At 56.2% G+C, this 24,891-nt stretch carries 23 protein-coding genes; 6 read left to right on the top strand and 17 right to left on the bottom strand.

Annotated features, from left to right (window positions below; all coding sequences use genetic code 11):
• Window positions 1-286 precede the first annotated feature (286 nt).
• Together PMI17_RS14820 and PMI17_RS14815 are read right to left on the bottom strand one after the other, a co-directional pair.
• Window positions 287-1,399: a lactonase family protein gene (locus PMI17_RS14820; protein WP_009128372.1), complete on the bottom strand. Its 1,113-nt coding sequence runs from the start codon at window positions 1,397-1,399 to the stop codon at window positions 287-289.
• A gap of 243 nt (window positions 1,400-1,642) precedes the next feature.
• Window positions 1,643-2,971, bottom strand: coding sequence for a ferric reductase-like transmembrane domain-containing protein (locus tag PMI17_RS14815; RefSeq protein WP_009128371.1), 1,329 nt, complete (start codon window positions 2,969-2,971; stop codon window positions 1,643-1,645).
• A 328-nt stretch (window positions 2,972-3,299) separates the two neighbouring features.
• On the opposite strand from PMI17_RS14815, the gene PMI17_RS14810 reads away from it, so the two are divergent.
• The gene (locus PMI17_RS14810; protein WP_009128369.1) at window positions 3,300-3,938 is read left to right on the top strand and encodes a LysE family translocator; all 639 of its coding nucleotides are present in this window, start codon (window positions 3,300-3,302) and stop codon (window positions 3,936-3,938) included.
• An 82-nt stretch (window positions 3,939-4,020) separates the two neighbouring features.
• Here PMI17_RS14810 and PMI17_RS14805 read toward each other — a convergent pair whose 3' ends face one another.
• The 4 genes from PMI17_RS14805 to PMI17_RS14790 form a co-directional block, all read right to left on the bottom strand.
• Entirely contained in the window at window positions 4,021-4,821 is an 801-nt protein-coding gene (locus PMI17_RS14805) for an inositol monophosphatase family protein (RefSeq protein ID WP_009128368.1), read from the bottom strand.
• Window positions 4,822-4,835: 14 nt separating this feature from the next.
• A complete protein-coding gene (locus PMI17_RS14800) occupies window positions 4,836-5,897 on the bottom strand; it encodes an ABC transporter ATP-binding protein (RefSeq protein WP_009128366.1) in 1,062 nt (353 codons plus the stop codon).
• A complete protein-coding gene (locus tag PMI17_RS14795; protein ID WP_009128364.1) occupies window positions 5,894-8,116 on the bottom strand; it encodes an iron ABC transporter permease in 2,223 nt (740 codons plus the stop codon). The genes PMI17_RS14800 and PMI17_RS14795 overlap by 4 nt, the downstream gene beginning before the upstream one ends.
• Before the next feature lie 106 nt (window positions 8,117-8,222).
• The gene (locus PMI17_RS14790) at window positions 8,223-9,251 is read right to left on the bottom strand and encodes an ABC transporter substrate-binding protein (RefSeq protein ID WP_009128362.1); all 1,029 of its coding nucleotides are present in this window, start codon (window positions 9,249-9,251) and stop codon (window positions 8,223-8,225) included.
• Window positions 9,252-9,467: 216 nt separating this feature from the next.
• Between PMI17_RS14790 and PMI17_RS14785 the strand changes: the two genes are divergently transcribed.
• On the top strand, window positions 9,468-10,502 hold the full coding sequence (locus PMI17_RS14785) for a LacI family DNA-binding transcriptional regulator (RefSeq protein WP_009128361.1): 1,035 nt from the start codon (window positions 9,468-9,470) through the stop codon (window positions 10,500-10,502).
• Here the strand turns inward: PMI17_RS14785 and PMI17_RS14780 are convergent.
• Window positions 10,460-11,395, bottom strand: coding sequence for a LysR family transcriptional regulator (locus PMI17_RS14780; RefSeq protein WP_009128359.1), 936 nt, complete (start codon window positions 11,393-11,395; stop codon window positions 10,460-10,462). The genes PMI17_RS14785 and PMI17_RS14780 overlap by 43 nt on opposite strands.
• Window positions 11,396-11,529: 134 nt before the next feature.
• Between PMI17_RS14780 and PMI17_RS14775 the strand changes: the two genes are divergently transcribed.
• Window positions 11,530-12,222: an SDR family NAD(P)-dependent oxidoreductase gene (locus tag PMI17_RS14775; RefSeq protein ID WP_009128356.1), complete on the top strand. Its 693-nt coding sequence runs from the start codon at window positions 11,530-11,532 to the stop codon at window positions 12,220-12,222.
• 26 nt (window positions 12,223-12,248) lie between these two features.
• Here PMI17_RS14775 and PMI17_RS14770 read toward each other — a convergent pair whose 3' ends face one another.
• On the bottom strand, window positions 12,249-13,187 hold the full coding sequence (locus PMI17_RS14770; protein ID WP_036621348.1) for a LysR family transcriptional regulator: 939 nt from the start codon (window positions 13,185-13,187) through the stop codon (window positions 12,249-12,251).
• A gap of 81 nt (window positions 13,188-13,268) precedes the next feature.
• Between PMI17_RS14770 and PMI17_RS14765 the strand changes: the two genes are divergently transcribed.
• Together PMI17_RS14765 and PMI17_RS14760 are read left to right on the top strand one after the other, a co-directional pair.
• Entirely contained in the window at window positions 13,269-14,090 is an 822-nt protein-coding gene (locus PMI17_RS14765) for an MBL fold metallo-hydrolase (RefSeq protein ID WP_009128345.1), read from the top strand.
• A 4-nt stretch (window positions 14,091-14,094) separates the two neighbouring features.
• Window positions 14,095-15,459 (top strand): amidase, encoded by a 1,365-nt coding sequence (locus tag PMI17_RS14760; protein WP_009128343.1) that lies wholly within the window; start codon window positions 14,095-14,097, stop codon window positions 15,457-15,459.
• 89 nt (window positions 15,460-15,548) lie between these two features.
• On the opposite strand, the gene PMI17_RS14755 is transcribed toward PMI17_RS14760, so the two are convergent.
• From PMI17_RS14755 to PMI17_RS14740, 4 genes are all read right to left on the bottom strand, one after another.
• Window positions 15,549-15,956: a DUF2000 family protein gene (locus PMI17_RS14755; protein WP_009128341.1), complete on the bottom strand. Its 408-nt coding sequence runs from the start codon at window positions 15,954-15,956 to the stop codon at window positions 15,549-15,551.
• Between the two features lie 34 nt (window positions 15,957-15,990).
• A complete protein-coding gene (locus PMI17_RS14750; protein ID WP_009128339.1) occupies window positions 15,991-16,848 on the bottom strand; it encodes an AraC family transcriptional regulator in 858 nt (285 codons plus the stop codon).
• Window positions 16,849-16,869: 21 nt separating this feature from the next.
• Complete coding sequence (locus PMI17_RS14745) at window positions 16,870-18,168, bottom strand: SLC13 family permease (RefSeq protein WP_009128337.1); 1,299 nt, start codon at window positions 18,166-18,168, stop codon at window positions 16,870-16,872.
• Between the two features lie 90 nt (window positions 18,169-18,258).
• Window positions 18,259-19,158, bottom strand: coding sequence for a LysR substrate-binding domain-containing protein (locus PMI17_RS14740; RefSeq protein WP_009128335.1), 900 nt, complete (start codon window positions 19,156-19,158; stop codon window positions 18,259-18,261).
• A 99-nt stretch (window positions 19,159-19,257) separates the two neighbouring features.
• Between PMI17_RS14740 and PMI17_RS14735 the strand changes: the two genes are divergently transcribed.
• Window positions 19,258-20,028 (top strand): 2OG-Fe(II) oxygenase, encoded by a 771-nt coding sequence (locus tag PMI17_RS14735; protein WP_009128333.1) that lies wholly within the window; start codon window positions 19,258-19,260, stop codon window positions 20,026-20,028.
• On the opposite strand, the gene PMI17_RS14730 is transcribed toward PMI17_RS14735, so the two are convergent.
• From PMI17_RS14730 to PMI17_RS14710, 5 genes are all read right to left on the bottom strand, one after another.
• Entirely contained in the window at window positions 20,023-21,099 is a 1,077-nt protein-coding gene (locus PMI17_RS14730) for a DUF2817 domain-containing protein (RefSeq protein ID WP_009128331.1), read from the bottom strand. The genes PMI17_RS14735 and PMI17_RS14730 overlap by 6 nt on opposite strands.
• Before the next feature lie 144 nt (window positions 21,100-21,243).
• A complete protein-coding gene (locus tag PMI17_RS14725; RefSeq protein WP_009128330.1) occupies window positions 21,244-22,014 on the bottom strand; it encodes a transporter substrate-binding domain-containing protein in 771 nt (256 codons plus the stop codon).
• Window positions 22,015-22,190: 176 nt separating this feature from the next.
• Entirely contained in the window at window positions 22,191-23,054 is an 864-nt protein-coding gene (locus tag PMI17_RS14720; protein WP_009128329.1) for a ribokinase, read from the bottom strand.
• 3 nt (window positions 23,055-23,057) lie between these two features.
• The gene (locus tag PMI17_RS14715) at window positions 23,058-23,915 is read right to left on the bottom strand and encodes a MurR/RpiR family transcriptional regulator (protein WP_009128328.1); all 858 of its coding nucleotides are present in this window, start codon (window positions 23,913-23,915) and stop codon (window positions 23,058-23,060) included.
• Entirely contained in the window at window positions 23,915-24,886 is a 972-nt protein-coding gene (locus PMI17_RS14710; RefSeq protein WP_009128327.1) for an ABC transporter permease, read from the bottom strand. Before PMI17_RS14710 ends, PMI17_RS14715 begins: the two co-directional genes overlap by 1 nt.
• Window positions 24,887-24,891: the final 5 nt, after the last annotated feature.

Genomic DNA, 24,891 nt, shown 5'->3' with positions numbered 1-24,891 from the left:
TGTCTACATTAACCAGAGGGTTGCCACAGCGTTGGGGCGTTATTTTATAAAGCAAGAAGTGGGCCAAATAACATAATCCCCGCGCATTGACGTAATAGCGTGATTAAATGCGCAATAAATTGCGCCGCTACGGCAATGTGCGCACTGTTAAATGGCAATGGGCACCAATAAGGTGCGAAAGATTAAATATAGATTTAATGCAGACTGTCCGTTTGAATATAATGGATGGCACGACTAACCAAGCGGTTATTAACGGTCGCTATAAATGGCGACCGCAATACAACCCTTAATTAAAGAACTTGATATCCGTCGGCGTCGCGATCTTCGCCACCTCGCCCGCGGCTTTTAACGCACCGCTTTCCGCATCAAAATGGAACAGGGTGATGTTGTTAGTGAACACGTTTGCCACGTACAAATATTTGCCGCTAGCATCAAAGGCGAAGGCGCGTGGCTCGATACCGTCCGCCTTATAGCGCACCGGTGAACCCAATGAGCCATCCTGCTCAATCCTGAACACCACTAAACTGTTGTCGGAACCTCGGTTAGCGGCAATCAGATACTTGCCGTTCGGGCTAAGGATGATGCCGCCACCGCTTCTGTACTCGGCGCTGCTGTTTTCTGTATTCAGTTTGACCGCCGCTTGTCGCTCCAAACGATCGTCCTGCACGGCAAACACCACGACTTCAGCGGCCATTTCGGTGGTGACATAAGCGTGTTTGCCATCGGGTGAAAACACCATATGACGCGGGCCCGATCCGGGCGGGAAAGTGACGTCACGCGCGGTATCCGCCTGCAGCGGCTGGGTTTTCCCCGCGTGATAGGCGTAAGCGTGAAGTTTATCGCCGCCGAGATCGGCGGCGTAAAGATATTTGCCGTCGTGGGTGAAGGTCGTTGAATGCGCGTGACCGCCATCCTGACGATCTTTCACCGCGCCGCTTCCATCGGCAAATGGGAAGTTCTGCACCTGTTCACCGAGTGAACCATCATGATGAATCGGGAATACCGCAACGCTGGCACCACCTTTTGCCACCGAGTAGTTGGCAGCAAACAGGAATTTGCCATCCGGGCTGATGGTGGCATGAGTGGGTTGTTGGCCGTGGCTATCCACCGCATTGATCACCCGCACCTTGCCGCTGTTATCGATGGCGAGCGCGGTAACAGCGCCGGCATTTTCTTCATTGGTGGTATAAGCAAAGCGGCCGTCGTGGGATTTCACGATCCATGAGGGGCTTTTCATTTTGATGAAATCAAGTGGCGTTAAGGTGCCGTCGCTATTGACCTTCAATCGGTACAAGCCTTCGCTAGGATGTCCCGGATTTTGCACTAACGGCGCATCCGGAATGCTGGTCCATGTGCCGACTAACGCCGTTTGGTTGTGGTGTTCCGCTGCAGTTGCCATTGCACTTCCCGCTAAGATGAAAACAACCGCAGATAATGCCATGGATAGGTTGGATGCTAAACCCTGCCTGTTAAAATTATTTGAATTATTCAACTTAACACTCCGCCTAAATAATAGATTTACCGACTGTTAAGCGAATATAGCGTGCGTCAGATGACAGCACGCCCACTGAAGGTGACCGCCTTCACATTATTGAAGTAAAGACGCTAATTAAACCCGCCACGTTATTCTGCGATAAGTTTATTAGCGCCAGGAGAAGCAATCTGCATGGAAATCCTTAAGGTTAATTTCGTGTTGATTTACAGCCTGAATGAGCGATTTTTTCAGACCTTCAGGACCACAGAACCAAATATCCAAGGCTGCCGAGTGCAGATCATCTTTGATTGTGCTCACACGTTGTTCCAGAGTTTGTATAGCGTTGGCGGTAAAATAGTGCAGCACCACCTCTGTTTGCTGACACAGCGCTGGTAAATAGTCGGGATAGCTAATTCCACTCTCGACTCGGGTGAAATACCACAATTCTACGCCAGAAAGTTTTTCGCCTCTTCTGGCGGCGTCTTTAAGTTTCGCCATAAATGGCGTAATACCTATTCCGCCGGCAACCCACAATTGCTGATGACTTGTCGCCTTGAAGGTGAAATTACCATAAGGCCCCTCCATGTTTACGCGCTGGCCGGGCTGCAGATGGTGAGCCAGCTGCCGGGTATAATCGCCGAGTTTTTTTATCGATAAGGTCAGCGATTGCTGTTGCGGATTAATATCAGACAGCGTAAAGGGATGACGCTCGGTTGAGTGTTCAAACTGAACGAAAGCAAACTGCCCGGGTAACATGGCGATATTGGCAGGGTTGCGCAGTTTAACTTCTACAATATCTTGCGGTGCCGCAACGACTTGTAGAATCTCGCCCTGAGCGGAATGACGGCGCCCGGTGCGTTGAAACAGCGAGATTAATGCACAGCCAACTGCAACCAACGTTACCAGCGCCAGCAGGTAAGCCGCCGGTGTTTGCCACCATTCGGTTTTAAAAAGAGAGGTCATTACATGATACGCACAGGCAATATACACCACCGGGAAAGCTTTATGCAGATAATAGAAAATATGATATGGAATCTTTTTAGTAACGGAAACCAGTGAAAGCGCGATTAAAATATATAAACCATACTCTGCCAGTATCAGTCCAAACTCTAATAAACTCTCCTGCCATGACGTCATGACTATATGGCCCAATTCACCGGGATGAGCAGCCACCCCGGCATCAACTAACCAATGCGGCACTTTCTCTGCCAGCCAGTGAATAAGCGCAAACACTACCGATGAAATAGCACACCACTTATGCAGCTTATACGCTTTATCCAGACCGCCGCACCAGCGAGAAAGTAACGGATGGCGAATGCTAAGAATAATGGTAAACGACATGCCAAACCATGCTAATAAACCTGCCAGAAATACCGTATTCTGCCGTAAACTCCACAATAACGCATTGGCGTTAATATTGGCATATTCTGCTGAGAGCAGATAAGTCAGGAGCGCGACGATAAAAATAGAGAGATAGAGGTGTTTAATTTTCTTCATTGATCAAGCACCTCGTTATTAACATTTATTCCAATCGGGTATAACAATTCCATTCTGATAGCGACCATATTCATCCCTCGTAAAGTTGCCGGATAAATTATCACGCACAATATCAAGATTTATGAGCAAGCTAAAAGGAGATTAAACATTGTGATAAGAACGTGGAGTTACTTACGGCTGAATTAGCATAATAAGAATGAATTGTGTGAGTGCAGCATTAATGCCTGCATGCAGCGCGATAAATTGCCCGCTACGAATAGTGCGACTTGTGACATCACGTTGTGATTTAATAACACTCCATTTACATGCCAGGGATGCTGACATTGCTATGTTGCAGTTTTCAAATGGTTTTCTGCTGAGTTTATCGTTGTGCCTGGATATTGGTCTCGCCAATATCGCCATGATTACGCTGGCGATGCAGCGCGGCTATTTTCACGGTTTCTGGCTGGGGATTGGCACCTGCATTGGCGACCTGGTCTATGCGCTGCTGGCGCTAGCAGGAATGGCCGTGGTGTTGCAATTTACCGCCGTACGTTGGGTGCTATGGATTGGTGGCGGCGTGCTGTTGCTGTGGTTTGCCGGGAAGATGCTGTATGCCGCACTGCGTAAACAGACAGAATTGCCGGAAGCGGAACAGCAGCCGTACCGATCGCTACTGCGCGAGTTTAGCCGTGGCGTGATGCTGGCGATGTCGTCACCTACTGCAATTCTGTGGTTCGCCAGCGTGGGCGGTGCCTTGATTTCGCGTATGGGACACGGCAGCGCCGCCGCCACCTCATCCTTCCTCGGCGGCTTCTTTATTGCGGGCGTGGTGTGGACCTGCGTACTCTGCCTGGTGGGCAGCATGGGCGGTAAGTTGCTCGGGCAGCGCTTGCTGAAGTACTCCTACCTCGCCTCGGCGTTGATCTTTGTCTATTTTGCGATCTATGTGATTTGGTCGGGTTATCGGGAATTTATTCTGGTTTGATGGGAGGTCGCCATAAATGGCGCCCCTACAAAAGCGTGGAGAATCGTCGTAAGGTCGCCATTGATGGCGACCACAACCAAGATCACAACCCAGCAATGCGCTTCAAATCGGCTTCTGCACCCGGCGCCACGGCCAGTACCTGCGCGCCTTTCAGCAGACGTTCGCCTTCAGTGTTGAACGGGTGATACCAGCCGCCCGCCTCTTTCACCAGGCAATAACCCGCCAGACAATCCCACGCATGCATGTAAGGCTCGTAATAACCGACCACGCGGCCGGCGGCGACCCATGCCAGCATCAATGCGCCCGAGCCGATGCGGATAAAGTTGCCGCCCGCCGCCAGCAGCGAGGCGAGAATTTTGCCCACTTCATCCGGGCTGACGTGGCTGTTGGCACCAAATCCGGTGACGTGGTTTTGCAGCGTGCGCGTCGCGTCCACCTGCAAGCGCTTGCCGTTGAGCGTCGCGCCCTGACCGATCGCTGCCACGTAGCACTCTTGATAATAAGGCGCGAAAATCACGCCAATCACCGGCACGCCGTCATGTAACACCGCCACTGACACGCACCAGTTTGGCATGCCGTTCAGGAACGGACTGGTGCCATCGATGGGATCGACCACCCACGTATAACCCGATGAACCCTGCTGCAGCCCGTACTCTTCGCCGAGGAAACCGTCATCCACAAACTGCGCGCGAATTTGCTGATCGATCATCTGTTCCACTTCACGGTCAGCGCGCGACACCACATCCTGCAAATCGTATTTGGTTTCCACCACTAAGGTCTCGCGCTGATGGAAATACTCGAGCGCTTTGGCACCGCCGGCGCGCGCGACTTTTTCCGCCAGAATCAGGCGTGATAACAGCGGATCGTTGTCTAATTCACTCATCATCCATCCTTACATTAACGGGCAATCAGGGCCAAACCCTGAGGTTTAAAATCGATGGCGACGTTCGATGCCAGCGGCAGCTGCTGCTCCATCTCCGCATCGACAATGAACAGCGAACCCAATTCGGTAGCCACCTCATATTCGATATGGTCGCCGAGCCACGTGCTGTGCGTCACTTCCCCGCGTAGTGCTCCCGCGCCCTCACCGCGCAGCGTAATGAACTGTGGCCGCACCGACAGCTGTGCTGCACCGGTTTTCAGGCCATTACCGCGCACGCGATAACGCTGGCTGCCTAAGCGCACCAGCGCTTCGCTGCCTTCCAGTTGCTCCACTTCGCACGGCAGAATATTCGCTTCGCCCATAAAATCGGCGATAAACACCGAGTTTGGCGCGTGATACAAGCTTTCCGGCGCGCCCTGCTGGGCAATATCCCCCTCTTTCATGACAATAATCTTATCGGACACCGCCAACGCCTCTTCCTGATCGTGCGTGACATACACAGCGGTGAAACCGAGTCGCTGCTGTAGATCGCGGATATCGGTGCGCACGCGCCGCCGTAAACGTTCATCAAGATTAGAGAGCGGTTCATCCAGCAGCAGCACCTGCGGCTCCAGCACCAGCGCGCGCGCCACCGCAATACGCTGCTGCTGCCCACCGGAAAGCTCCGACGGCAGCCGCTGGCCCTGATGTTCCAACCCCACCAGCTTCAACCCTTCGCGCGCACGGTCCTGCGCTTCTCGCTTATTCATGCCGGACGATTGCAAGCCATACATGATGTTGTCGAGCGCGCTCATATGCGGGAACAGCGCGTAAGACTGAAACACCATCGCCACATCGCGCTCGTTGGCCGGCAAGTTGGTGACATCTTTGCCACCAATCAAAATGCGCCCGGCGGTGGGATGCTCCAACCCGGCCAGCAAACGCAGCGTGGTGGTTTTACCGCAGCCGGACGGACCCAGCAGCGTGACCAGCGTGCCGGGCTCGACCGTCAATGAGAGATCGGGAATGGCATCAAAACCGGCAAAGCGTTTCGAGACATGTTCAAACACCACAGAACCGGCGGTTACGCGTGTCATACGGCACTCTCCTGAGTTAATGAAGTTGAAGCAGGCGGCACAACGAGATCGACCGGACGGGCTACGCGGCGTAGACGCCGTTCCCCCACCAGCCACTGGAACATGCCGATAATCAGCAGCATCACCACAATCAGCACCGTGGAGTAGGCAATCGCTACGCCGTATTCGCCGTTTTCTACCAGCCCGACGATGTAAGACGTGGCCATGTTGTACTGCGCACTGACGAGGAAGATCACCGCACTGATTGAGGTAATGGCACGCACAAAGGCGTACACCAGCGCAGCGCTGATTGCCGGTTTCAACAGTGGCAGCACCACTTTGCGCAGCGTGCGGAAGCTATTGGCGCCCAGCGTTAATGACGCTTCATCGAGGCTTTTATCCAGCTGGCTCATCGCCGCGATGCCGCCGCGTACGCCAACCGGCATATTGCGGAACACAAAGCAGGCTACGAGGATCATCGCCGTGCCGGTGATCTCCAGCGGCGGCAGGTTATACGCCATCACGTAGCTCACGCCGATGACCGTGCCGGGAATGGCGAAGCTGAGCATCAGCAGGAATTCGAAGGTCTGACGACCGGCAAACTTCTGCCGCACGATCAGCCAGGCGGTTAGCAGGCCGACGATTGCCGTTAGCGGCGCAGCAATCAGCGCAATCTCCAGCGTGGTCCAGAAGGAGTTCCACGCCACGCCGCTCCACAGCAGATGTCCATTGCTGAAGCTGACGCCAAAGGCACGCACGTAGTGCTCGATAGTTAGCGCATCATTTAAGCCCCACGACTGCACAAAGCCGCCCACCACAATCATGCCGTAGATCACCAGCGTGAACAGGCCCCACGGAATCACCATGCCGTAGACGCCGTAACGCAGCACGCGCGGCAGCTGCACGTGTTTACCGCCGTCGCCTTTACCGGTGACGGTGGCGAAGTTTTTGCCGCCCAGCCACCAGCGTTGCAGCACAAAAGCGGTGAGCGTGAAGCACAGCAGAATCATCGCCAGCACCGCAGCGCGGCTGGGATCGTTTTGCGCGCCCACCACCGAGAAGAAGATTTCGGTGGAGAGCACGCCGTGACTGCCGCCCAGCACCATCGGGTTACCGAAGTCAGCCATGCTTTCAATAAAGCTAATTAAAAACGCGTTGGCTAAACCCGGCGCCATCAACGGCAATGAGACGCGAGTAAAGGTGCGCCAGCGATTGGCACGCAGCGTTTGTGAAGCCTCTTCCAGTGAGGGACTGACGCCTTCCACCACGCCAATCAGCACCAGAAACGCAATGGGCGTAAACGACAGCACCTGCGCGATCCAGATACCGGTTAAGCCATACAGCCAGCGACCTGGTTCGATGCCAAACAGCGCCGCCAGATGTTCAGTGACCACACCGGAACGGCCAAACAGCAGAATCAGCGCCAGACCAATCACAAACGGCGGGGTGATGATGGGCAAAATGGTCAGCATGCGCAGCGCCTTTTTGCACGGCAGCGGCGTGCGGGTTGCCGCCAGCGCAAAGGCCAGGCCGAGCAGCGTGGAACCGGCGGCGGTCATCAGCGCCAGCCACAGCGTGCGCCACGCGGTGCCACAGGTGCCGCCCGACAAACAGGAGAGGCTCCAGATGGAGGGATCCTGAAGGTTGCTGATCAAGCCATCCGGCTTAAAGCTGCCGTCCACATCCTGTACGGACACCACGAACATGCTCAGCACCGGATAGAGCACAAAGATGCTCACCAGCGCGGTGAGCAGCACCAACGATGCCACCACAAACGCATCGCCTTTCATCACGCCGCGTTCGGCCAGCGCGAAGGAGAACAGCAGCAGGAAGGTAGTCAGCAACAACAGTGCGCCTGCCCCCATAGCCGGTTGACCGGACGCCAGCGCGCCGAAGCGGTTTTCCAGCCACAGCCAGCTCCAGCCGCTGTAACCGATGGCGTGGCCTTCAACGATCAGGAACAGCACGCCGAGCGCGCTAAACAGCAGCAGCAAACGGCTGCGCGCGGCGCTGGGCAAGACGCCACAGGCGCCGCATAACACCCACAGCGCGATGGCGACCATCAGCCACGGATGTTCACCCAGTTGCCAAAGTGCAGGCGCGCTGGCGCTGTCGCTCCACAGGCTGGTTAGCCAGCCGCTGCTGAAGAAACCGGCTTCCAGGCTAAACCACGGCAGCAGCAGCAATGCCACTGCGCCGATAGCCAGCGCGCCTGTCAGACGGCGATTATGTGCATTCATGCATTCCCCCAAAGTGTCATTGCGTGCACGTATCCGTAGCGGCGCGATTTATCGCGCGGTTTTAACGGCGCGCAATGAATTGCGCCGCTACGATGTCTGCAAATCATCATTGCGCGCTAGCGCCGATCTCTTTATCCCAACGTCCCAGCAGCGCTTTGCGTTTTGCCGAATCGCCGTAGGTTTTGAAGTCGTAATCGATCAGTTTGATGTTCTCGAAACGCGGCGCGTACTCTGAAATTTCCGCGTTGCGGTTCGACGGCAGCTGGAAGGATTTGGCCTCTTTCATGTGCGATTGCGCTTCGGCGCTCAGCGCCCAGTCATACCAGACTTTGGCATTCGCCAGGTTGCGTGCCCCTTTCACAATCGACATCGAGCCAATTTCATAGCCGGTGCCTTCGCACGGCGCGACGGTCTTGATCGGGAAACCATCCACCTCCATCGCCACCGCATCATGCATAAACACGATGCCGACGGTGGTTTCACCACGCGCGGCGGATTTCACCGGGGCGGAACCGGATTTGGTGTACTGCGAAATGTTGGCATTGAGCTTTTTCAGGTAATCGAAGGCTTTATCTTCGCCCATGATCTGCACCAGCGTGGCCAGCGTATTGTAGGCCGTGCCGGAGGAGTTCGGGTTAGCGATCTGGATTTCACCTTTGAAGCTGGGATCCAGCAGATCGGCCCAGCATTTAGGTTCTTTCAGCTTTTTCGATGCCAGCAGCTTGGTGTTGTAACCCCAACCGAGCGCACCGGCGTAGATGCCTACCGTGCGATAGCCGGAGTTTTCCGCCTGCTTCTGCGCCCAATCCTGCTGCTGATTGAGCAACGGCGATTTGTACACCTGCGTCAGCCCCTCTTCCGCTGCCTGCATATGCGGATCGCCGGTACCGGCCCACCAGATATCGGTGCGTGGATTGCGCGCTTCACTGCGTAGACGTGCATAGGCTTCGCCTGCTGAGAGTCGCACCATGCTGACTTTAATATCCGGATGCGCCTTGCTGAAGATGTTGGTCATGTGTTCGCACACCACCACGTCGGCGGAACAGACCATATTCAAGTTGCCCGCTGCCGAGGCGGCAAACGGCAGTGCACTGCAGCAGAGGGATAGCGCGATGGCCATTGAGGTGACTCGCATAGTGTTCTCCTGGATTGTAGGGTTGGTGCTTCATTGGCACCTTTTCTTGCACGTGTGTGCAGAGTAGTAATGAACAAGAATTGTCCTGTCAAACACCACAGTGCGCAAATGTCAGGCAATGTCACAAAAATGCAACAAATGAGATCTCAAGCTGTTTGCACAGCTTTGCAATCTCAGGCAGACTCTGTTCAGCCAGAATGTGAAGAGGTGTGGAGCATGCAGTATGAGAAAGCGGTGGTGAGTGCGCAGGATGTGGCCGATCGTGCCGGCGTTTCGCGCTCGGCGGTATCGCGCGCGTTTACGCCGGGTGCCAGCGTGTCGCCGGCGACGCGTGAACGCGTGATGAAGGCGGCGGAAGAGTTGGGCTATCACGTCAATCATCTGGCGCGCGGGCTGGTGCGTAACCGCAGCAGTATTGTCTGCCTGATCGTCTCGGAAATCGCCACGCCGTATCGCGCCAGTCTGGTGCGCTGGCTGACGCAATTTTTACAAGAAGCGGGCAAAGTGGCGATGCTGATCAACACCGACCGCTCGGATAACAGCGTTTCAGCGGCGCTGCAGCAGGCGATTAATTTCCGCGCCGATGCTTCGATCATCCTTTCTGGCATGCCGGATCGCACCATCACGCGCCAGTGCTACAAACATGGCCAGCGCATCATTCTTATCAACCGTGACGAAGCGTTACCCGGCTCGCTCAGCATCAATCTTGATGCTGAGAGTGCCGCACAAACCGCGGTGATGGCGTTTCAGCGCGCCGGTTGTCAGCATCTGGCGTTCGCCAACTCGCTGGCGGGCACGCCGAGCCTGAAAAAACGTGAAGCCACCTTTGTCACGGCGGCGGAACGCGCTGGTTTAAGCGTGACGGTGGAGCGCTTTGGCACCACCTCCTACGAGAGCGGGCAAATTCTGGCGCACCGCTTACTGACGCGTCATCAACGTCCAGATGGCGTGTTCTGCGTGACTGATTTGGTGGCCTGCGGATTTATGGATGAAGCGCGGCACCGCTTTGCGCTGCGCGTGCCGCAAGACCTCTGTTTGATCGGCTATGACAACATCGCCCAGGCTGGCTGGTCATCTTATAATCTCACCACCTTTGCCCAGCCGGTAGAGCAGTTCGCCCAGGACGCGGTGAAATGGTTGATACAAACCGAGCAGGACGACACCGGCTTCACGCCACAAGGTGAACAGCAGCACGACAGCCTGCTGTATCAGGCCGATGTGGTGTGGCGCGGTTCGGTGCGCGGCGGCTGACAAACACGTTTTACTACGCCGCGCAGCCAGCGATGTGCGGCGTCATTTTCCAGCCTGGGATGCCACAGTTGTGACACCGTCATTTCTGGCGTCGGGAACGGCAGTTCAAACATCGCTAACCTGTGACTGTTTTTGATTAATGGATGATGAAGAAACAGTGAACGCGGCACCAGCGCGACAAGATCCGATTCCAGCGCCAGCGCCACCGCCGTTGAAAATGCGGGCACCACCGTCGCCACCTTGCGCGTTAAGCCGGCCTGCAGCAGCGCATCATGAATCGGCCCGCCCAGCTCACCCCGGCGTGACGCCACAATATGACCAAAGGCCGCAAACTGCGCGATATCCAGCTGTTGCGTGAGCGCATGTCCGGCACGCACCACGCCAACAAAGCCATCGCGAAACAGCGCCTGCAAGCGAATCTCCGGACCCATATTGCCCAGCACACCAATCTCCAGATCGATATTGCCTTCACGCAAGTCGCGCGCGCTTTTTTTCGGCTTCGGCACAAAACTGAGCCACGCCTGCGGCGCTTGTTCGGCCACGGCGGCGATCAGCGCGCCGCCGAAGGCTTCGACAAATCCTTCATTGGTGCGCAGGGTGAAACAACGATGTAACTGGCGCAAATCCAGCGACTGCGTCGACGGGCTCAACACTGCCCGCGCTTCACCTACCGTGTGATGGGTACGCTCACGAATGGCTTCGGCATAAGGCGTCAGCACCATCTGACGCCCGGCACGCACTAATAGTGCATCGCCTGTGGTGGCGCGTAAGCGCCCAAGCGTGCGGCTCATCGCCGATTCGCTCAGGCCCAGACGACGCGCTGCGCCAATCACGCTGCCTTCAATCAACAGCGCATCCAGGGCAATTAACAGGTTTAAATCGGCATTATTCATGCGCGCTATCCTCGCTGATTCATGGCCAGGTGACAAGGCGTTTGCTGCAGGTTATCAATGCAGATGCTGCGTATTCCGCCTGCCCTCACCCGACGCTACACTCTTTGCATCGCATCTACACAAAGGAGATCTCGATGAGCGAAGCAACACGCGTATTACTGATTGGCGCTTCACGCGGACTGGGTTTGGCGCTGGCGGAAACCCTGCTCCAGCGCGGGTATCAGGTGGTCGCCACCGGACGTGAAAACTCAACTGCAAAGCTGCAACACCTGGCGCAGCGCTTCCCGCAGCTGTTGACGGTGGAAAGCGTGGACATCAATCAACCTGAACAGGTGCAAGCGCTGCACACGCGGCTGGCGAATCGGCAGTTCGATATGCTGTTCGTCAACGCCGGGGTAAAAAATGACGACCGCGAAACCATCGCTGATGTGTCAACCGAGGAGTTCATCCGCGTCATGGTGACTAACGCGCTGAGTCCACTGCGCGTGATTGAGACCTTTAAAGATCGCGTCAGCGCCACTGGCACCATCGCGGTGATGTCATCCGGCCAGGGCAGTTTGACCAACAACACTAACGGCAATTACGAAGTGTATCGCGGCAGTAAAGCGGCGCTGAATATGCTGATGCGCAGCTTCGCCGCGCGGAGCGCCGACGATCGTACGCTGTTGCTGATGGCGCCGGGTTGGGTACGCACCGACATGGGCGGACCGGAAGCACGCTTGACGATTGAGGAGAGCATCCCAAATCTGCTGAATACCATGGAAAGCTACGCCGGGCGGCGCGGGATTCATTATCTGGATTATCTGGGCCGCGTGGTGCCGTGGTGATCAGCTGGTCGCCATGAATGGCGCCGCTACGTTAGGTGCGGTGTTTTACGCTGTATCAATCTGCGCAGCATGTCCCGCAGCCAGCAATTGGCGGCATCTTCGCTGCGCGCGTTGTGCCACAGCAGCGAAACCTCATAATCCGGCATGCTGACCGGCACCGGCGCAGCGTTCAGATCATACAGCTCACGCCAGGATTCCACCAATCCTTGCGGCACCGTGACAAACAGCGGCAGGCGTTTTAACAGCAGTGGTAACGAGGAAAAATTCGGTGTGACATAGCGCACGCGTCGCGTTAAACCCTGCTGCTGCAACTGGCGATCCAGCGCGCTTTCGCTCACGCCACGATACGACACCAGCGCATGCTGGTAGCGAACAAACTGCTCTAGCGTCAGCGGTGCATTTAAGGAAATTTGCTGGCGATCCCACAGGGTGCTGAAACCGGCACGCAGGATCTTCTCTCGCGTGAGATCGCGGCTGGTTTCATTACCTACCGCGATCGCCACATCGGCCTGCTGCTGCTCCATTAACGGCACCGCCTGCCACGGATCGGCGGCTATCACTTTCACCTCAATATTCGGCGCTATGCGCGCCAGCTCAGCCAGCAGATCCGGCATCAGCCAATGCTCCAGCCAATCGCTCATGCCGATACGAAAACTGTGGCTATCCTGCGCGGCATTAAACGGCTGCTGGGTGAAGATCACGCGATGCAGATCCTGCATCAACGGCGCAAACTGCTGCACCAGTTGCTCAGCTCGCGGCGTCGGCGTCATGCCATTTGAAGCGCGCACAAACAGCGGATCGTCAAACATTTCACGCAGTCTTTTCAGTGCCGCGCTGACCGCTGGCTGTCCCAGATAGAGCCGATGTGCCGCCTGCGTGACGCTGCGCACTTCAAACATCACCAGCAATACCACCAGCAAATTCAGGTCGATGCGGATGAAATCATTTTCATTGATGCTTTGCATGATTTTAATCGATTTAAATAATGTTAGTACCGTCAGTATAGTGAGGCTTCTTCGCTGATACCAAGCCATAAGGAGCACCTGATGACGATTCGCGTTGGCGATTGCCTGATTACCAAAGTGAGCGAACAAACCGCGTCCTTGCCAATGGGCGTGCTTTTTACGCCGCATCGGGCGGAAATGCGTGATGAACTGGCTCAGCAGCCAGCGGAAATATCGATCCACAGCTGGGTGGTGCGCCGCGCTGAACAGACCATCATTATCGACACCGCGACCGGCAACGGACGCCATCGCGATAATAAGCCGCTGTTTCATCAGCTCGATACGCCGTATGCAGAAAACCTGGCGCAGGCGGGTGTCGATCCGGCAGAAGTGACGCTGGTGCTGATGACGCATATTCATACCGATCATGTCGGCTGGAATACGCATCTAAAAGACGGCCAATGGACTCCGATGTTTCCCAATGCGCGCTATATCTGCTCGGCACGCGAACTGGCGCATTGCCAGCAGCATCCGGCAACTCAGGAACTTTATCGCGACAGCATTCTGCCGCTGATCGAGAGCGGGCAACTGGAGAGCATCGACGTGCAGGATTCGCCGCAGTTTGCTGGCGTGCTGCGTTATCTCTCCACGCCGGGGCACAGCGGCGATCATGCGTCGATTGAGCTGGAGAGTGCCGGTGAGTGCGCCATTTTTGCTGGCGATGTGATGCACAATCCGATTCAGTTCCAGTATCCGCACTGGAACTCGCTGTTTTGTGAAGATAAAGCGCTGGCCGTTACTTCGCGTCAACACGTGATGGACTGGTGCGCACAACATCAGGCAATCTGGTTCAGCACCCACTTTACTGGCAGCTCGTGTGGACGCGTCACGCGCGACGGGCAATGGATTCCGCTGGAGGTTTAACCTGATGCAATACGCCGATTATCTCACCGCTTCAATCAACGACTTACTGCAGGCGCTAGCGCAACGCACGGTGAGCGCTCGCCAGTTAACTGCCTTTGCGCTGCAGCGCATTGCCGACGTGGATCAACCGCGCTACAACGCCATTACCTGGCTGTTTGCCGATGAAGCGTTAGCAGCGGCGGACGCCAGTGATACGCGTCGCCAGCGCGGTGAGCGAGTGCGACGGCTGGAAGGTATTCCGGTGCTGATTAAAGACAATATCGACGTTAAAGGCTGGCCAACCAGCGCCGGTTCGGTGCTGCTGCGAGAAGTGATTGCCAGCGAAGATGCGCCACTTGTCACCCGGCTGCGCGATGCAGGTGCGATTCTGATCGGCAAAACCGCCATGCATGAGCTGGCAGCGGGTATCACCGGCGCGTCGTCACTGAGCGGCTTCACCCACAACGCGTGGGTTGCGGGGCGTTCACCGGGCGGATCGAGCAGCGGTTCCGCCGTGGCGGTGGCGGCTGGCTATGTACCGCTGGCGATGGGCAGCGATACCGCTGGATCGGTGCGCATTCCGGCGGCGTTTAATCATCTGTTCGGACTGCGCATGACGCGCGGCGGCATCAGCACCCAAGGCATTGTGCCGCTGTCGCCAACCCAGGATATTCCCGGCCCGCTGGTGCGTTCGGCGGCAGATTTGCGTTTAGCGTTGGAGATTTTAGGCGAACAACCGTTAGCAGTAAGCGATGAACCGCTGCGCATCGGTATCTGGCAGCAAGGTTTTGCGCAGGATGAAGATGAGATTAATCAGGCAGTGCGTGCCGCGCTGGCCGATTTTGCACCGCGAGAGGTGAGTTATCCGCAGCTGGCAACGCTGGCCGCTGAGGCCAATATCATCGGCTATGAATTTGCTGCAGCGCTGGCGGCCTGGCTGGCAGATAAACCACAGGCCAGGTGCCGAACGCTTGCGGATGTGGTGGCCTCCCGGCGCTACCATCCGCAGCTGGAAACGGTATTTACTTCGCGTGCGCAGCATGCGGGAACCGACAGCGAGGATTATCGGGTGGTGCAACAGCGCCAGTACGATCTCTATCAGCAACTCGCGCAGTTCTTCGCTGCGCAGCAGATCAATCTGTTGGCCTATCCGGTGGTGCGTCATCCGCCGGTTAAGCACGGTGAGATGCAGGAAGGCAGCAATGCGTTAGTTTCAGCGGTGACCGGCGCGCCAGCCATCAGCATTCCAGCCGGATTTAGTCAGGAGGGTTTGCCGATTGGGCTGGAGTTGCTGGCGTTACGGGGGCGGGAAGATTTGTTGCTCAGCGCGGCGGAGAAGGTAGAAAGCGCCCTCACCTTAGCCCTCTCCCACAAGTGGGAGAGGGAATAATTAGGTGGAGCGAGTGATGAACGTTAAAACCGCACTTGCGATTCCCTCTCCCGCCTGCGGGAGAGGGTTAGGGTGAGGGAAACCCCGCACTAACCGTGCAACGCTAGTCCTTTAATCGCCTTATCCACCGCCTTCTTCGGGCCGCGTAGTGCGATACCCACCAGATTCAGATTATCGGCGTCCTCCGCCTTAAACACTGCGCGGTTGGCCGCGTCGTGCCCGGTGGAAAACATCGCTTCCACATACGGAATGAGGGTTAATTCACGCTCCAGCCCCTGGCGATGCGCGCGCTGTAATCCCGCTAAATCACCGGCAAACACCAGCATCGGCTGACCAGCCATATTGCCGTACTGACGATCTTTGGCATCAACATAGGGTGCGCCCATCATTTCAGGTGCAGCGGAGGCCACGCCGGTGGCGAGAAATGCCACCACGTTCAGGCGCTGCCAGGTGGCTAAATCATCACGTACGATCAGGGCGATTTTGGTATCAAACATCTGTAACAACTCTCCGATGACAACAAAAACCTTATCATCTAAGAGCTGGCAGGGAAGCGTATAGAACGTTTGTGCACTGGCGTTGATAGGCGGCGGGCGTCATGCGATAGGCACGCTGAAACCAGCGGCCAAGATGGCTTTGATCGGCAAATCCCACCTGCGCCGCCACCTGCACCGGTTCAATACCCTGCGCCAGTAACGCGCGCGCGCTGCGCAAACGCAGGCGTACCAGATAGGCGTGCGGGGATTGGCCAAATGCCTGTTTGAACTGACGTGTGAGACGAAAACGATCGATGCCGGAGAGGCGCGAGAGATAATCCAGGCCAATATCCTGCGCCATAAAATCGTGCAGATAGTCGCGAAGCAGCTGCATCTGGCGCATGGCTTCGCTGTGCTGCACGCTGGGCTTGGTGTCCAGATGGCGCGACAGCAGGGTAAGTAGATGATCGAGGCTTTGATCGCGCGCCAGCCGCCCTTCGCCCTGATGCACCGCAAACCACGCTTGCTGAATCGCACTCGCCAGCAGCGCGTCGTCGGTGAGCGTGTGGCGGAAAGCGCCTTCAATCTGCGACACATCGCCCAAGCCGCGACGCTGCATCATCTCCGCAACCCAACGCTGCGGCAGATAGAGCATTACATAGGTAAAACCTTCAGCGTCCGGCGCGTGCCCATCATGCACCGCGCCCGGCTCAATCAATATCGCCCGGCCCGGCGTGCTGGTGTGCAGCGCGCGGTGGCAGTTGAAACGTTGTAACCCCTGCTGCGTAACGCCCACCAGCAGTTCATCGTGATCGTGCGGATCGTAAGCATGCCCGCGAAAATGCGCGTTCACGCTCTCAATTCCGGTCTCGTCGTCACGACGAAAATCAACCCAATCGTTATTGGCTGGCATACAGCATCTCAGCGAGAAAGTTCAGACATAGCCTAGCAGCCGAAACCACAGGTAATCCAGCGGTAACAGCAGCAGCACGCTGAACAGGAAGATCAACGCGCACAGCTGCAAACCGGCTTTGGCCGGCACGTTACCTAAGCCCATCGCCACCACCACCGGCGATGCCTGGTAAGGCAGCAAAGGCGTGGCGTAAGCAAACACCTGCAGCATGATGATGGTGAGCAGCGGAAAGCCGGATGCATGCGCCAGCTCTTGCGCCATCGGCGTCACCATCGCCGGTACGCCATTGGCGGTAAGTACAAAATTCATCAGCGACACCAGCGCATTCAGCACGGCAAAATTGCCCAACGAGGGGTGATCCTGCAACGGCAGCACGCTGAGCAACGCATTGGCAATCATGCGCCCCAAACCGGAATCCACTACCAGCGTGGCAACGCCAAGTATCCCGGCGATGTAAATACAGGTGCGGAAGTTCACGCCGCTGGCGAAATCCTCGCCGGAGATAAAGCCGACGCGCGGCAGCAGACAAATACAGGCCGCCGCCAATCCGACCCAGGCGGCTGGCAGGCCGTGCACGCTGTCGGTCATCCATAGCAACAAGGTGATCGTGAGCAGGCCGATTAATCGCCATTCGCTGCGGCTTAACGCGGTTAATCGATCGCGCTGCAGCACCGCCAGAGGTTTGGCACGAAACAGCAACAGCAGGCAGCCAATCAACATCAACCCTTTGCCGATGCCGACCACCGGCATGTGCAGCAGCCACCACGGCAACCACTGCAGATGTAGCTGATACGCGCTTTCTGCCGCCCCGCTCAGCACCAGATTCGGCACGTTGGCGGGCAGAATACTGGCGGAGAGCTGAAAGGTGCCAAATCCGACGGCCAGCGCCAGACCGATGCTGCCGCGGCTGCCCGCTTTGATCCCCGCGCGTTCGCCCATCGCCAGTACCACCGGCATCAGCAGCGCGATACGGCCCATATTCGAGGGCATGACAAACGCCAGTAAATACGTGAGCAGTACCGTTCCCGCCACCATGCGCGGCCAGCTTTGGCTCAACGGCACCACTAAATAGTTGGCCCAACGCTGCGCGAGGCCGACTTTGCGGATCGCCGCACCCAGCACAAAACCGCTCAGTACCAGCCAAAATGCCGACGATGCAAAACCGCTGAACACGCTGCTGGCAGGCGCCAGTTTTAACAGCATCGCCGCGGCAAAAAACAGCAGCGCGGTAACGTATTCCGGCAAACGCGCGCTGGCCCACAGCACAATGGTGATAGCAACCACCAGCGCGGTGAGCCAAAAATTGAGATCTGAGGTCACGACTGAACTCCCTTTCCTCGAGCCATTACTGCAAAGCGCAACAGCTTACTGCAAACCTATGCAGAGAAAGATGAATTTGTTAACAGTTTTTTAACTTGAAAGCGCCGTGAGCCAGTTGATCAGCGCATCGCTGCCGGGCTGGCTGAGCGAGCGCTGTGGCCAGGCAAGGAAATAGGGTTTGCTGAGCGGCAGGCTGAGTGGATCGACCATCACCAGATCACCGCGCGCCAGTTCGGCAGAAATTAATCGGCGCTGACCGAGCAGCAAGCCCGCGCCTGCCACGGCGGCATCAATCGCCAGCGAAGTCAGATTAAAGCTGAACGACGGCTGCGGCTGCGGATCGTCAATCCCTTTAGCCTGAAACCAGCTGCGCCAGTCAGGCAAGAAACGCCCTTCGTTGCCCCAATCAAGATGAATCAGCGGCGCCTGCTGCAGAACGTCCTGCCCGGCAAAGCGTTGCAGCAGCGCCGGACTGGCGACCGGCACGACCTCGTCGCGGAACAGCCGCTGCTTATCGAGTTGTGGATAACGATCTTCCCCAAAACAGATGACAAAATCAGCCGGCGTGGCGTTGAAATCTACCTGCGTATGCGTGCCGTGCAGGGATAAATCGATCCCGGGGCACTGCTGGCGCCACTGGGCAATGTTGGGCAGCAACCATTTCGATGCTAAAGCCGGCAATGAATAGAGCGTCAGCTTTGGCGCCGCTGCCGCATGGCGCAGGTTTTGCTGGCCGAGATGCAGAATGTCGAACGCCTCGGTGACGTAGCGCAAATACTCTTTGCCGATATCGGTCAGCATCACGCCGCTTTGGGTGCGCACAAACAGCACGCTGCCCAACTGCTCTTCCAACTGACGAATCTGCTGGCTGACGGCGGCAGGCGTTAACGCCAGCTGCGCCGCCGCTTTCGCCAGGCTGCCTAACTCCGCCGCCACTTTAAACGAATGAATGACGCTGATTTTTGGCAAACGCGGTGATTGCGCAGGCATTAAGGTTTCCTTAGCAGGGTGTTAAATATTTATCGTTACGCACTAACATATCAGCGAGTTACAGTGATTACCCACCCGTAAACAATGAGAACTGCTGCTATGTCTGCCTTGATTCGTTTCGATCTGCATCCGCTGGCCGACGCCGACTGGCGCCGCACCTGCCGCGAGCAACTTAACCAGCACGGCGCGCTCGTGTTGCGCCAGTTCTTACAGCCCGCTGCACTGCAAACTATCATTGCCGAAGGCGATGCGCAGCGCCATCTGGCTTATCACACCGCCAGCAAACACAACGTCTATTTGCTGAAAAAGGATGAAAGCTTCAGTGACGAGCATCCGCGCAACCGCGATGTCATCAGCACCAAAGGCTGCATCACCGATGATGTGATTGGCAGCGATTCGCCGCTGCGTCAGCTCTACAATGACGCCTTGTTCAAAAGCTTCCTGTGCGATGTGCTCGGTGAAGAGGCGCTTTATCCGTATGCCGATCCGCTCTCGTCGATCAATCTGCACTACGCGCCCGACGGCCAGGAACTGGGCTGGCACTTCGATAACTCCTCGTTCGCCATCACCCTGCTGCTGCAAAAACCACGCGCGGGGGCGGTGTTCCAGTATGTGAAGGATTTGCGCAACGCCGATGCCGGTGAGATGAACTTTGACGGTGTGGCGGCGGTGCTGGATCAGCGCCATCCGGTTGAGGCGCTGGCGATTGACGCCGGGGATCTGGTGCTGTTCCGCGGACGAAATTCACTGCATCGCGTCACGCCTACCGAAGGTGATATCACCCGCATGTTGGCGGTGCTGGCCTATAACACCGCGCCGGGTATTGCGCTATCGGAAACCGCACGTATGACGTTTTATGGCCGGTTATAACGTCGCCAGCAACGCACGCCAGCCGCGCACAAAGATCTGCTGAGTGCGAAACGCCACCAGCGCCCGCCAGTCGGCATCGGCGGGCCAGAATCCCTCCACTAACGCCTGCTTGATCACCCGCCCTGGCTCGCTGGCGGGATCGCCTTGCAGATGCAGCCAGTGATCGTCGCGCACGCGGCGATGCATCTCTTCGCCGGGATAGGTTCCGCACTCCACCACCAGCGGCAAAATCTGCACCTCAGGTAACGCGGTGAGTAAAAATTGCGACAGATAACCGGTGGCGGTGGCGGTCACGCCGGTTTCACTATCGCGACCTGCGCCGGTAAACAGCAGCGTTAGCCATTCGCCGTATATTTCTTTGCCCCAGTCGTGCGCAGCGAAACGCTGCTCGGCAATCGACAGCAGCATCGGATGTCCCCACGCGCCCGCGCCGGTGTGCAAATCGAAACTAATAACGGTTTTCGCTTGCGACAAATGGTTAGCGATAATGCTTTGCAGGGTGCGGTATGACCAACTGGCTTGCTGACCGCCGTAAAAGAAGCCGTCCGCCGCGACATATTGTCCCGCCTCCACCACGCGTTTGACGGCCTGCCAACCGGCATGGTTTAGCGTCTCCGCAAGCAGTTGATCGGCGTGACTGCGCTCGCCGTGATAGATGCCGTGCCACGCAGCGTAATCAGGATTCGCCGGCGCAGGATGCAAGAAATCGATGAAGTTACGGTTAAGGTCGATGTTGTCTTCATTGACGCGCCGCAGGTGCGCGGCACCCCAGGGATTCAGCAGATGCAGCAGCACAATCGCGGTATCAGCGGGCAGCAAGGTGAGATTGAACAGATCCAGCCAGGCAATCTGACAATCGGAGCCGTAATACCCTTCCACGCCGTGGGTGCCGGAGATCACCAGCATCAGCTTTGCAGCGTCAGCAGCACCGATGACGGCAACGTCGGTAAACAACTCTTCACCTTGCGGGCCGGGTAATGGATGGGGGTAAGAGGTTAATGCGCCGTTATGGCGTCTGACGGCGGCAAGAAAACGCGCGCGCTGGGTAGTGTAGTGAGGTAAGTCAGGCATGATTGATCTTGCTCTAATTAATGGCGGCCGGGATTGATCTGACCAGCATGGTGCGGTTTGCCGCGAGGTCGCCATAAATAGCGAGCCAACGGGAATTGTAGGGTGCGCATTAATGCGCACCGTTCCAATGGCCGCGCCTTCTGATTACGGGTAGACCTTGAATTTAAAATACTTCTGAGCCAGTTGATCGTAGGTGCCGTTGCTGTGCAGTTCGGCCAATGCGCTATTGATCAATTTAAGGTTGGCCTCATCGCCTTTGCGTAGTCCAATGCCCACACCGTTGCCGAGGATCTCTTTATCCACCAGCGTGGCGCTGATGACGTAATCTTTGCCTTCCGGCGTGCTGAGGAAACCCTGCTCAGCCGAGACCGCATTCGCCAGGCTGGCATCAAGACGACCGGCGACCAGGTCCGGATAGATCTCCATCTGGTTCGGGTATGAGACCACGTTCACCCCTTGCGTCGCCCACTTCCCTTTAGCATAGGTTTCCTGAATGGTGCCCTGTGCCACGCCAATCTTTTTACCGCGTAACGCTTTGATGTCGCCAGTCAGCGGACTTTTTGCCGGTGTCAGCAGCGCACTCGGCGTGATGTAGAGCATGTCACTAAAAGCCACCTGCTCGCGGCGCTTCTCGGTCATCGACATCGCCGAGAGAATGGCATCAAATTTCCTCGCTTGCAGCGCCGGAATGCTGCCATCAAAGCCAATCTGCACCCACTGGCATTTTACCTTGGCCTGGGCGCAAATCGCGTTGCCGAGATCGATATCAAAGCCCTGCAGCGAACCGTCGCTGGCTTTGGATTCAAACGGTGGGAAAGTGGGATCAACACCGAAGCGCAAGGTTTGCTCGGCAAACGCCACATGGCTGAAAGCGCTCAGGGAAAGCAGTAACGCGAAGGACAGCTTTTTGTTCATTGTTATCTCCGGCAGGCAGGTAAATTCACAACAGCATGCAGAGTTAATAACATGATGGAAACAATGTCACCACTAAAAAGAGGGTTAGTGTGCAGATGAATTTCTTATTAAACAGAAGGAGTTAAGTGATTTTATCTCCGGCAGTAAGAGAAACTTAATGCCGGAGATAGCGCGCATCAGGCCGCAACGGGACGAGAAACGTGTTCAGCTGCCGCCTGATTGGCTTTGTCTGCTGCATCCGCCAAACTGAGGCCCGCCAGCAGCGCCTGACTCAGCACCCCAACGAAGCAATCGCCCGCGCCATGCGTACTCACCAGCTTGACCGGAATGGCTGCGATGCTAAACGCCGTACCGCCCGCTTCACACAGCGCCAGCCCGTGTTCCCCCGCCGTAACGATCACCTGCGGGAAACGCTGCGCCAACGCTTGCGCCGCTTCACAGGCCGACGCCAGGTCGGTTACCGCGATCTGACACATATCACGCGCTTCCACCGCGTTGACGATCAGCAGCTGTACGCACTCCGCCAGTTCCGGCGCGATGTCACGTGCCGGAGCCGCGTTGATGCACACTGGAATACCCCGCTGCTGCGCCTGCTGCGCCAGTTGCACATTCACGCTGGCCGGCACCTCATTTTGCAGCACCAGCATACCGGCATCGCGCCACAACTCAGCGTTCAACGTCGCGACATCAATATGCAGATTGGCATTCGACACCACCACCGCGCCGTAATCCCCCTCGGCATCGCTAATTGCCACGCTCATACCGGAAGGCGTGCCGGCCAAAATCGCCACCGCCTGGGTATCCACACCCGCTGCCTGCAGCGCGCTGATGAGAAATTCGCCCTGCGTATCATCGCCCACGGCGCCGACAAAACTCACCGGCACACCGGCACGCGCCGCCGCAACCGCTTGATTACCGCCTTTACCACCAAATTTATAACTGCAGCCGTTCCCGATAACCGTTTCGCCTTTTTCCGGGCGATGGTGAGCCGCCAGCATAATGTCGTAATGCAAGCTTCCGGCAACAATGATTTTGTTCATGGTTTAAAAGTCCCGCAGGTCCTGAACCGCACGCTGGGTTTTCATCAGATTAGTTTCTGCCAGCTTAAGATCTTTTTTGGCAATCGCGACGAATAACGCATCGAGAATATTTAACTGCGCGATACGTGAAGCGGCATTTTCGCCAAGCAGATGCGATCCCTGAGAAGTTGATGTAAGAACCACATGCGCAATTTGCGCAATAGGCGACTCGGCATAATTCGTAATCGCAATAATTTTTGCGCCGTTACGTGCCGCCAGCTTAATAGGATCATTTACCGCGCGTGTGGCACCGGAGTGGCTGATGGCAATAACCACATCATCATCAGACAATACCGCTGCTGACATCAGCATAATATGGGCATCATCATAAGCCGTCGATTTAATACCAATCTTGAGTAGCTTATGCGATAAATCGCGCGCTACTGTGGCAGAGCCACCCACAGCATAAAGATCAATATGACGTGCTTTAAATAATATATCTGCCGCGCGGTTAAACTGCGCAATATCCAGAATTGATAAGGTCTCTTCTATCGCCTGAATCGAGGTTCTGAATACTTTCGCCAGCAATTGTTCCGACGAATCATCCGGCTCAATTTCCGCATGCAAACCGGCCACTTCCGACTGATTATAATAGATCAGCCCGGTACGAAAATTACGAAAGCCGGTAAAGTTAAGCTTCTTGGTAATTTTCACAATCATCGCCTGCGAGACACCATTTTCCTCAGCGATCTCTTGCAGCGATGTTTGTTCATTAATGTCGGCTCTGGCAATAATCGCTTCTGCTACGCGTCTTTCTAGCGGCGTCAGTTGCGGTAAGCGCATGCGAATTTGAGCGCCAATGGCTCGCGGATCTTGCTTCATTACCTGCCTCTTGTCGCCCGGTCAATCAACATCGCTATGATAATGATTAGGCCTGTAGCAAGCAATTGATAAAAGGCCTGAATATTTAGCAGAGTCAAGCCATTACGCAAGGCACCGAGAATAATGGCGCCAATTAACGTGCCGATAATGCTGCCTTTGCCGCCCATCAGCGAGGCGCCACCAATGGCCGCCGCCGCAATGGCATCGAGTTCCCACAAATTACCGATGGTGGGTTCAGCTGCCCCTAAGCGACCAATCAGAATTAACGATGCCAGAGATGCCAGCGTGCCGGAAATAATATACACCGTGACTTTAGTGCGCTTAACCGGTACGCCAGCCACGCGCGCCGCTTCTTCATTACCGCCCACCGCAAGAATGTATTCGCCCAGCGGGGTTTTATTCATTACTACCCATAACAGCAGCGCAATCACCGCCACAATCACAATCGGCGTCGGAACACCGAATACCGTACTATTAATAATACTGCGGAATTCCATCGGAATACCAAACACCGGATTACCGCCAGTATAGATTAGCGCAATGGCACGGAATAATGATAAACCGCCGAGCGTAACAATAAACGGCTGCAATCCCGCGTAGGCAATTAATGTGCCGCTAAATACGCCGCACAGTGCGCCAATACCCAGGGTGGCCATAATCGCTACCGGTACCGGTACGCCCGCTACCATCATGGTGGCACCTAATACCGCAGACAGCGCTGCCGTAGGCCCCACGGAAAGGTCAATGCCGCCTGAAATAATCACCAGCGTCATACCTAACGCAATTAAGGCGTTAATCGATGACTGCTGCAGAATATTCAGCAGGTTTGGTACGGTAAAAAATACCGGCGATAAGAATGAAAAGGTTACGACGATAATGATCAGACCGATTAACGTGCCCGCGTCGCGCAGATTAAATTTGAGCAGCGCCGACGGCGCAGTCGTAGACTGAGTGGTACTTTGCGTCATCATAATTT

It is taken from the genome of Pantoea sp. GM01 (genome assembly GCF_000282675.1).
Classification (GTDB): domain Bacteria; phylum Pseudomonadota; class Gammaproteobacteria; order Enterobacterales; family Enterobacteriaceae; genus Pantoea; species Pantoea nemavictus.
This window is presented reverse-complemented; position numbering and strand designations above follow the sequence as displayed.